Source organism: Nostoc sp. ChiVER01, from assembly GCF_034531155.1.
In the GTDB taxonomy this organism is placed as follows: Bacteria; Cyanobacteriota; Cyanobacteriia; order Cyanobacteriales; family Nostocaceae; genus Nostoc.
On the sequence record NZ_JAVRBS010000040.1, the window covers coordinates 56,805 to 63,983 of the forward strand.

The window sequence follows — 7,179 nt, forward strand, 5'->3', positions numbered from 1 at the left end:
TAGCGTCTCGCAGAGAAGGAGCGTCAGTGGCTTACCACAGGCTATCGCAATCGCATAGCGTCTTGTTTACTCATTCTCTTATTCTTATCTTCAGACAGGATAATAGTAAATTTAAAATATGCAAACAACTTGGGCTAATTAAAAAATAAATTTATTAGTGATTGTTATAGATTAAAAAACTTAGTTTTTATGTCAGACATAATATCAAAATTGTGGACTAATTTTTTTACATCAGGATCATTTATTCCACATGGACACTGCTATTTATGGCAAACGAATTTAGTATCGTTACACATATTATCTGATGCATTCATTGCACTAGCTTATTACTCGATTCCAGCTACACTCTTCTACTTTGTTCGCAAGCGACAAGATTTGCCTTTTGATTGGATTTTTCTGCTGTTTAGTGCTTTTATTGTAGCTTGTGGCACCACTCATTTAATAGAGATTTGGACGCTTTGGCATCCAACCTATTGGCTATCAGGTTTTGTCAAAGCAGTAACTGCAATGATATCTGTAGTTACAGCAGTACAACTTATACCTCTAGTTCCCCAAGCACTAGCACTTCCTAGCCCTGCTCAACTAGAACAAGCAAATCAAGAACTTCAAACACAAATAAGCGAACGCTTACGGGTAGAAAAAGAACTACGAAAATACCAAAATCATCTCGAAGAAATGGTTGCTGTTCGTACCAATGAAATTACCAAGACTAACGAGCAATTACAACAAGAAATCCTTGAACGCCAACGTATTTTAGAAATTCTTCGACAAAGCGAAGAACGCTACCGTTATTTGGCTGAGGCAATTCCTCAACTTGTATGGACAACCAATCCTAACGGTGAATGTGATTATTTTAATCAAAATTGGTGCGAATACACTGGGCTAACATTAGAGCAATCCTTGGGTTCTGGTTGGTTGGCTGCATTGCATCCAGATGATATCCAAAATGCTAATGAAGTTTGGTCTAATGCTGTAAAAAACAGCACTATATATAACAATGAATATCGCTTTAGACGGGCTTCTGATGGCTGCTATCGTTGGCAGCTAGCGCGAGGTTTACCACTCAAAGATGAGCAAGGTATTGTAGTAAAGTGGTTTGGAACATGTACAGATATCCACGAACAAAAACAAATACTTGAAGAACGGGCGCACCTGTTAGAATTAGAACAAGTAGCACGAGCTAAAGCAGAAACAGCCAATCGAATTAAAGATGAATTTTTAGCCGTCCTTTCTCACGAATTACGCACTCCATTAAACGCAATTCTCGGCTGGTCAAAGTTGTTGCAAACCGGCAGGTTAAACCAATCAAAAACATCTGAAGCACTAGCCACAATCGAACGAAATGCCAACTTACAGGTTCAACTCATTGAAGACTTGCTGGATATCTCCAGAATTTTACAGGGCAAACTGACGCTAGATATTACGAAAATTAATCTAGAGTCTACGATATTGTCTGCATTACAGACAATGCGTTTAGCAGCAGAAGCAAAGTTGATTGAGGTGAGTACAGTATTTGAACCCCTTATGGGAGAAGTTATGGGCGACTCTACTCGTTTGCAGCAAGTCGTCTGGAATCTCCTGTCTAACGCTGTAAAATTTACACCCAAGGGAGGAAAGATAAAAGTAGAATTAAAGCAAGCTGATGGCTATGCTCAAATCATAGTTAGCGATACAGGCAAAGGAATTAGCGCTGAGTTTTTACCATTCGTGTTTGATTACTTCCGCCAAGCAGATAGCACCTCTACGAGAAATTTTGGTGGATTAGGGCTGGGATTGGCAATTGTGCGTAATATCATCGAGATACATGGCGGCATTGTTAAAGCAGATAGCCAGGGTGAAAACAAAGGAGCAACATTTACTGTTAGTTTGCCGCTTCTGGAAGATGAAAGCCCAAGCCTGACTGATGAACAAAACTACCCTGTATTATTAACTCCTAAGTCGTTACCTCTTGCTGGTGTTCGGGTTTTAGTTGTTGATGATGATCCTGATTCGTTAGATTTTGCTGCTTTTGTATTAGAGCAAGATGGGGCTTTTGTTATCGCTTTATCTTCTGCTTATGAAGCATTAAAAACTCTAACAGAGGTAAAGCCAGATGTGTTGGTTAGTGATATTAGTATGCCCGATATGGATGGCTATATGTTAATACGTAAAGTGAGAAGTTGGACACCAGAACAAGGTGGACAAATTCCAGCGATCGCCTTGACGGCTTTTGCTAAAAATGATGATCGGCAAGAAGCACTAAAAGCTGGGTTTCAGATGCATTTACCTAAGCCTTTTAAACCAGAAGAATTAATTGCAGCCATTACTAAACTTATGGGAACAAAAGGCGTAAATAAGCCACTTGTTTGAAACGTCTAAAACCAACAAGTATTGCGGCTTCATTTCATTTACAAGGACATATCACAAGTAATTTGCCGGACATAATATAACTTTCCCCTTTATGGCAGCCAGTCTATTGACAACGCTAGACATTCATCAGAGTATTTAAGTAGTTTAACGGTTATAAAACATCAATTATTAGGCTAAAACCTCTACTAATTCTTGTTTGATTGCACTTTGACTTCTGAATTCTTCAAGAAGGGAACTCTCATGTTCTAGCTTAAAATATACCAACTACCATAACTAGTTTTAGATAAAATATGATATCTTTTTTCAATCAATTCTAGAATTTTTGGAAACTTTTCTTGAATCAAAGCGTGATATTTATTAGTAACAAATATATAAGGAGGCTTGGATGAATCTAATTCTCCTAAAAGTTGTGGCCATTGCTCAGGTAGAAATAATTCAAGCGACCATGCATTTAGTGATGTTGCTTGAGTACGACCAGATAAATAATAAATAGAGGGGTCTCCAGCAACGAAAATTGCACCAGGTAAACTTCCTGGTTGCGAGAGAAAAGCAATCTCTGAACGAAGTGATACATAATCTCCTCTAAATCTACTCTGAAATTTAAATCGTGTATCTTCAGTTAAAGCAAAATTATTATTAACTAAAGCAATACTCTTAATTTGAAAATTCCATAATAAAGGTGATAAAAACACCAATGACACCAGAATTTTAATTATTGGTGAACTTAATTCTTTGAAACGCTCCCATAATATATCTAAACCTTTGGTTGCTAAAATACCTGTAGGTACAAATAAGAGTAAATAATGATAGAGCCAAAGTGACCTAATTTGTATAAAAATAACACCTAACCCAAAAACAAACCAAACAACCAATAATAAAGTCAATAAATTTTTATTCTTACGCAATGATACATTTACTGCAACAATAGCCATTACAACTAAAGTGATAAAATTCTTTAAAAACCATAGATTACCAAAAATTAACCTAAACTTATTTAATTTACCATTAGCAACCACCTGGCTTGGATATACAAAGAATGTCTTATATACAATTGATAAACTATCAACCGAGGCAAAATAGATAACAATAAATAAAATAGGAAAAATAATTCCTATAAAAATTGGCAGGCAAATTTCAAGAAATATTTTTTTAGTTTTTTGATGTTTTATCAATATAGAATGAAGCAAAGCAGTTAGCCAAAAACAAAGTAATATAGGCAAAAATATTAATTTAAATATCAGGACAATTCCACCCATGAAGCCTGAAAGTAAAAGTTGAATAAATCTCTGCTTTCCTTCATGATTAAAAGATTCATAAGTTAGCCAAAGACATAAAAATAAAGGAAAACCAACTAGTCCTTCTACTTGAGTAAATTGTTTATGATATGAAACAATGTAGTAAACCCCAACTGTTAACAAAGGTACTAAGCTTGCTACTATCTGATGGCGAAAATAATTTTTTAGAGTTAGCTGCAATGTAATAGAGAAAAGCATCATGTAAATCAGTTCAAAAATATGGATGCCAATCTCATTAAAACCAAATAAATTTCCTGCTAAGAAATAAAAGTAATAAATTCCAGGTTGCTTTAAATCCCAAAAATCCCGATAGAGTACCTTTCCTTGTTGCATCTCCAAAGCACCTGTTGTAAATAGTGCTTGATCTCCTGCAAATGGAAAAGGTAAATTTATCAAACCAATTATGAAAACACAAATCAAAACTAAAAAGTCAACTTTATTTAATTTAGGAAGATTAATCATGAAAATTTATTTCTAGTAAAAGGGACTGGGGATTAGGGATTGGGGACTGGGTGTAAAATCGAAAAATTATGGTGGTTGCTCTTACCCACCACCAAATTTTAAAAAACTTTTTCCAGTAGCCTGTAGCAAAGCGGCGTTTGTTCCGATGCTCGTTCCTCCCTAACGCTACGCTGTCGCTAACGCTACGTTATTGCCGCGATTAGTTGATTTATGTAAGAGGTATTATCTCAGACAACCAGCAAAAGCGATCGCTCCTACGCTTGAGACTACAAAAATTTAAACCTTAGCAGCTAAGATTACTTCATGTATAAGAAAGGCTTAAGTTTTTCTTGCAAAGGTATAAGCCGTTGCTGCAATTGTTTAATACTTTGCAACAAATGCTTTTCCATGTATAAGAAAGGCTTAAGTCTTTCTTGCAAACATATAAGTCGTTGCTGCAATTGTTAAATACTTTTCAACAAATGTTCTTCCATGTATAAGAAAGGCTTAAGTCATTGCAGCAATTGTTGTAACGAAATTATGAATGTATTTAATACCTGGAATAAAATATAGTCTAAGTGAAATTAACTAAACTTTTATAGATGCGATCGCAACTGATTTGCTATATTTTCCCATGACGAACAAAAAAATAGTGGTATAAAACAGTACTAATAACCTAGTACCAGAGATGCATTATGGCACGTCGTAAAAGAAATTCCACCGTTTTAGAACGAGCCGATCGCCGGATTGAAAGTTTACAATCTATCAGTGTACAGCTTGACTTTGGCCAAGGATTAACTATACAAGCTTACACCATGACAATTAACGATCTCCGGTCTAAGCTTGCTGCTTACAACACTGCATTATCTACCATTGACAAACTTACAGATGATGTGAATAACGCCGAAAAGGTTGTAATAGCGATGTCAGAACAAATGTTACTAGGAGTTGGCAGCCGTTACGGTAAAACCAGCCCAGAATACGAGATGGCGGGTGGTGCTAGACGAGGTAATACCAAGAAGAAGCGAAGCGTATTAGACAATTCCAAACCCACCAATTCTTTAGCAGCCGATTCTGTTGAAGTTTCTTCTGCAAATGGATCTATGAATGGGGTGTCGGGTGCGATCGTCGTAAGTTGAGTAAAATCCAATAGTTAAATTACCCCCCTTAATCCCCCCTTGTAAAGGGGGGAAACCGGAATCTTGTTCCCTCCCCTTTGCAAGGGGAGGGTTAGGGTGGGGTAAAACTTCGTTTGTAGTATAGACACCATAAAAAGAATTGAGCATTTTATTATGTAGTATATAAAAGAGCGCTTAAAAGTCCTCGGTCAATTGACTACTATGGTTGCAAACCACAGCATAGATTTTCATAGGTATCTAGAATCTCTCACCGAGGATGACACATATAGAGATTGGCAAGATTTATACACGTCAACTGATGCTATAGACCGTCAAAGACTTGAACCCAAAAAATCGCGCAGACGCTTAGATTTGAGTTTGAGGGTGCAAACAGTACCACAGCAACGAGAAGGTGAAGCACCAGATAGAGAAAAAATTGAACGGTTGAATATCCTCGAAGGGTTACGGAAGTATGCACCCGTCCATGTTTTGTTAGTAGGAAAACCGGGTTCAGGCAAATCTACAGCTTTAGAACGTTTGTTGTGGGAAGAAGCTCAAAAGGGGAAACAAAGAGAACCAAATCAGAAAATTCCTGTGCTAGTGGAGTTAAGGCGCTACAAAACTTCGGTGCTGGATTTAATTCGGGACTTTTTGATTTGCCATAAGTTAAACCTCAACAGTGAAGAGATTGAAAATCTATTGTTTACAGGGCGATTTTTGTTACTTGTAGACGGTTTGAATGAATTACCCAATGATGAAGCTAGACGAGATTTAGACGGATTTCGGCAGAAATACTACCGAGTCACGCCGATGATTTTTACTACGCGGTATTTGGGGGTGGGGGGTGATTTAGGTATTGAAAAAAAACTGGAAATGCAACCCCTCACAGAAGCGCAGATGCAGCAATTTGTCCGCGCCTATTTGCCAGAGGTGGGTGATGAAATACTGCGACAGTTGGCTGGACGCTTGCGGGAATTGGCGGAAACGCCGTTATTATTGTGGATGCTGTGTAAAATATTCAATCATGCTAAAATTCCTACTAGTTTAGGTGATCTGTTTCGTCTGTTCTCTGGAGAGTATTACATATTCAAGAGAGATGTACCAATTGCTGAAAGGTTACGTAACTGGCAGGCTGATTTATTGCAGCATCTAGCATTTGTAATGATGCGAGGCGATAATTCGACTGAGTTGCGATTAACTATTTCTAAACAGCAAGCTAGGAAGTTTTTAGCGACATTTTTACAAAAAAAAGTAGATTTTAGTGATGATTGTGCAAGACGCTGGCTAGAAGATTTGCTCAAGTATCACTTGATTCAATTGCGAACAGATGACCAAATTGAATTTCGCCACCAGCTAATTCAGGAATACTACGCCGCAGAATCTCTACTCCCACAACTTGACAAGATTAGTGATGAAAAGCTGAAAAAGGATTATCTGAATTATTTGAAGTGGACAGAACCCGTAGCTTTGATGTTGGGGTTGGTGGATGATAAAAGACAGGCTTTAGGAGTGGTGAAGTTAGCCTTAGATGTGGATTTGAAGTTAGCGGCAAGATTGGCAGGAGAGGTAAAGCGGGAGTATCAGAAAGAAACAGTCGATTTAATTTTAAAGTTAGACATTCATAAATTACTTAAAGTTGAGTTTTTGGGTATCAGTCACTCTGAAGATGCCGTTATTTTTTTAAGTAACTGGTTGCAGGATGAAGATTCCGATGTTCGTAGGAGAGCTGCACAGGCGTTAGGAAATATCGGCAAGCAAGAAGCTGTATCTGCCTTAATTAATGCTTTGCAGGATGAAGATTCCGATATTCGTTGGAGAGCCGTACAGGCGTTAAGAAATATCGGCAACCAAGAAGCTGTATCTGCCTTAATTAATGCTTTGCAGCATGAAGATTTCTCTGTTCTTAGGAGTGCCGCACAGACGTTAGGAAATATCGGCAACCAAGAAGCTGTATCTGCCTTAATTAATGCTTTGCA

4 protein-coding genes are annotated in these 7,179 nt (G+C 37.5%); 3 read left to right on the plus strand and 1 reads right to left on the minus strand.

The window, feature by feature from the left end:
• Positions 1 to 189: 189 nt before the first annotated feature.
• A complete protein-coding gene (locus RMY00_RS32880; RefSeq protein ID WP_322651552.1) occupies positions 190 to 2,349 on the plus strand; it encodes an ATP-binding protein in 2,160 nt (719 codons plus the stop codon).
• 245 nt (positions 2,350 to 2,594) lie between these two features.
• On the opposite strand, the gene RMY00_RS32885 is transcribed toward RMY00_RS32880, so the two are convergent.
• Positions 2,595 to 4,106: a glycosyltransferase family 39 protein gene (locus RMY00_RS32885; RefSeq protein WP_322651553.1), complete on the minus strand. Its 1,512-nt coding sequence runs from the start codon at positions 4,104 to 4,106 to the stop codon at positions 2,595 to 2,597.
• A gap of 674 nt (positions 4,107 to 4,780) precedes the next feature.
• On the opposite strand from RMY00_RS32885, the gene RMY00_RS32890 reads away from it, so the two are divergent.
• Both RMY00_RS32890 and RMY00_RS32895 read left to right on the plus strand, forming a co-directional pair.
• Positions 4,781 to 5,224, plus strand: coding sequence for a hypothetical protein (locus tag RMY00_RS32890; RefSeq protein WP_322651554.1), 444 nt, complete (start codon positions 4,781 to 4,783; stop codon positions 5,222 to 5,224).
• 201 nt (positions 5,225 to 5,425) lie between these two features.
• Positions 5,426 to 7,179 (plus strand): NACHT domain-containing protein (locus RMY00_RS32895; protein ID WP_322651555.1); only part of this gene is annotated, 1,754 nt, incomplete at its 3' end.